Annotated in this window: 3 protein-coding genes and 1 pseudogene; 1 reads left to right on the top strand and 3 read right to left on the bottom strand. The window is 28.6% G+C overall.

Features of this window, described 5'->3' with window-relative positions; translation table 11 throughout:
- Nucleotides 1–160 precede the first annotated feature (160 nt).
- Complete coding sequence (locus tag AB0C84_RS45810; RefSeq protein WP_002498887.1) at nt 161–421, top strand: hypothetical protein; 261 nt, start codon at nt 161–163, stop codon at nt 419–421.
- A gap of 547 nt (nt 422–968) precedes the next feature.
- Here the strand turns inward: AB0C84_RS45810 and AB0C84_RS45805 are convergent.
- From AB0C84_RS45805 to AB0C84_RS45795, 3 genes and pseudogenes are all read right to left on the bottom strand, one after another.
- Nucleotides 969–1346, bottom strand: a complete 378-nt coding sequence (locus AB0C84_RS45805; RefSeq protein ID WP_002498886.1) for a protein rep — start codon at nt 1344–1346, stop codon at nt 969–971.
- Nucleotides 1347–1392: 46 nt separating this feature from the next.
- A pseudogene (locus tag AB0C84_RS45800) lies at nt 1393–1764 on the bottom strand (transposase); the annotation flags it as partial.
- A 112-nt stretch (nt 1765–1876) separates the two neighbouring features.
- Nucleotides 1877–2788, bottom strand: a 912-nt coding sequence (locus AB0C84_RS45795; protein WP_361079140.1) for a replication initiator protein A, incomplete at its 5' end; no start/stop codon positions are given.

Genomic DNA, 2788 nt, shown 5'->3' with positions numbered 1-2788 from the left:
TTTATTATGAATTTTTATTATTTATTTTTTTGTGTTGGCACGCTCACACGCATCATCAAAGATGATGCTTTTAACCTTGTAATCAATCATTATGCAATGAAAGATTTATATAAATATTTAGAAGATGAGATTGATAAATTTTATACATTAGAGGAAAAAAATGTCTTATCATTATGAAACGTTAATTGAATTATATAAGTTGTTTAATAACATTGGTCTAGACTTAAAGAATGAAAAATGTCTGAGCGAGTTTTTAGAAATGTATAATGATTTAACTCCAAATGAATATAGATTTGAAAAAATTGAAATAGAAAATGCTAATAAAGAAAAAACACTTAATTATATAAAATTTAATGGGTTAGAAAGCTATAAGTCAGATAATTATATGAAAAATTTCAATGAATCTTTTAAAAGAAATTGAGATTAAAATATTCAAAAATATGAAGTAAATTAAGTAATTATTCGCCTAACTTTTTTAAGGAATAGTTGAAAACAGTAACGTCGTTCTACCAATATTTTTCTTCGACTCGGTTATTAAATCGAGTCTTTGTTAGCGTAATTATTGTTGTTATATTCTTTTCGTTAAATCGTCTTTTCAGGTTTGAACTCACTGTATCTATGGTGTACAATGAAACTATAACAAATTCAAGAGCATAAGAGGAATCCTGCACAGAAATGTCTCTGTATGTAGCCATTCGGTAGCCATTTCTGTGCAAAATATTGATTTGACAGTGTCAAATGGGATTCCTATTTATGCGATAAAAATTGTTATATGTCTTCCGAACGGCTACACAAAAGCTACCGAATAGCTACCCAAAATCAAAAATGTACCCTAAATGGATACCAAAAATAAAAAATGTATACCAAATGGATACATAAAAAGGGAGCCATTTGGGAACTAAAAGGGAGCCAAATGGTAGCCATTTTTCTGAAATTCTTACAAAGAATATTATTATATTTAGACAACATTACAAATTTTTTAAGAAGTAATTTTGCTTTTCAAAATTCCAAATTGCCGTAATTGAATGAGCTTTTTGTTCTTCTTCTGTCGTTTTTTCTTCATCACTTGTTTGAATTAAGTTACCATCTTCGGCATCATCTAAATTTAAAAGTTTATGTTTTTGTTTAAGTAAACCACCGTAACTTAACATACGTTTTCTGTATAAACCTTGTTCTAAATCTTGAACAATTTCTGCATCTTTTTCATGGTTTCCTGTTAAATAATCGGACGACTTAACCGAGTATTTTGATGTCTCCTTAATTGCAGCTTGTATATCTTTATCGCCTTTTTTATTCGGTTTAATTGCTTTGATATTTGCGACAGGTTTGTAATGGTTCTGTTGCAAAGTAAAAAAATATAGCTAACCACTAATTTATCATGTCAGTGTTCGCTTAACTTGCTAGCATGATGCTAATTTCGTGGCATGGGGAAAATCCGTAGATCTGAAGAGACCTACGGTTCTTTTTATATAGAGCGTAAATACATTCAATACCTTTTAAAGTATTCTTTGCCGTATTGATACTTTGATATCTTGTCTTTCTTACTTTAATATGACGGTGATCTTGCTCAATGAGGTTATTCAGATATTTCGATGTACAATGACAGTCAGGTTTAAGTTTAAAAGCTTTAATTATTTTAGCCATTGCTACCTTCGTTGAAGGTGCCTGATCTGTAACTACCTTTTGAGGTTTACCAAATTGTTTAATGAGACGTTTGATAAACGCATATGCTGAATGATTATCTCGTTGCTTACGCAACCACATATTTCCAAATCATTCACGATTTCTTGATTTTTTTCATCATCCATCAGTTAAAAAATCAGATGATTTAACCGAGTATTTTGAAGTCTCTTTGATTGCTATAAGATTATCTAAATTATTGGTTAAAGATATTATGTTTTTTCATGTTTTGACGACGCATATTAAGTGTGTGTATTTCTTCAAGTTCAGCTTTAATCGATTGCATTAAATATCCTTGCATAGCTTCAACGGTTTCATTCTTTTGTAGCAGCATGGCTTTAAAACGTTTTAAAACACTGACAAGTTCAAATTCGACATCTTCTAAACGATAATATGTATTAAATGTGTTGTTAAAAGATTTTTTCCCTTTGAGTAAAACACTTTTAATAATACGAATTTCCCTGATTTCAAAATTACTTAAGTAATCTTTGATTTGTTGTGGCAATTCTTCAAGTACTTGGAATTTAAGTGCATCATTATTAAATTCGGATTGTTGGTGGTTTGTATGATCCGAATGATTATGGTTTGTTTGATTGTTATATGTATCATTCATATCATGCCTATCATTATTCTCAGTCTCTATATAATCAGTATTATTTAAATCAGTATCATTAGATTTTGAATTTCGAAATTCTTGTTTTTTGATTTTCGAAATTCTTGTTTTTTGATTTTCACTATTCTGGAATTTTGATTTTCGAAATTCCTTGACACTACTGTCTTCATAAGGTTTTTGGGGTTCTAGTATATATATTTTATTGGGTTTGTTTAACCCCATTCTTTCTTGTTCTAAAAGATTAAAACTTTCTAATTCCTTTTTAATTTTAGTTACTTTTTGAGTGCCACAATTTAAAAGTTCACATAAATCTTTGGTGGTAAATATTAGATATACATTTCCATTTTCATCAATCCAATTATTCATTTTAGATAATTCAAAACGATCTCTAAACATACAGTAAGCAATTTTTGAAGAATCACTAAGTTTTCTAAAATAATCATCTTCAAATAAAAATTTATATAGCTTATAAAATCTTTCTTGTTCAAATTCTTG

Source organism: Actinomadura sp. NPDC048955 (assembly GCF_040649435.1).
Lineage (GTDB): Bacteria > Actinomycetota > Actinomycetes > Streptosporangiales > Streptosporangiaceae > Spirillospora > Spirillospora luteofluorescens.
This window is presented reverse-complemented; position numbering and strand designations above follow the sequence as displayed.

Coding starts and splice junctions, on each gene's coding strand:
- AB0C84_RS45810 (WP_002498887.1), top strand. CDS start 161: ATGTCTTATCATTATGAAACGTTAATTGAATTATATAAGTTGTTTAAT.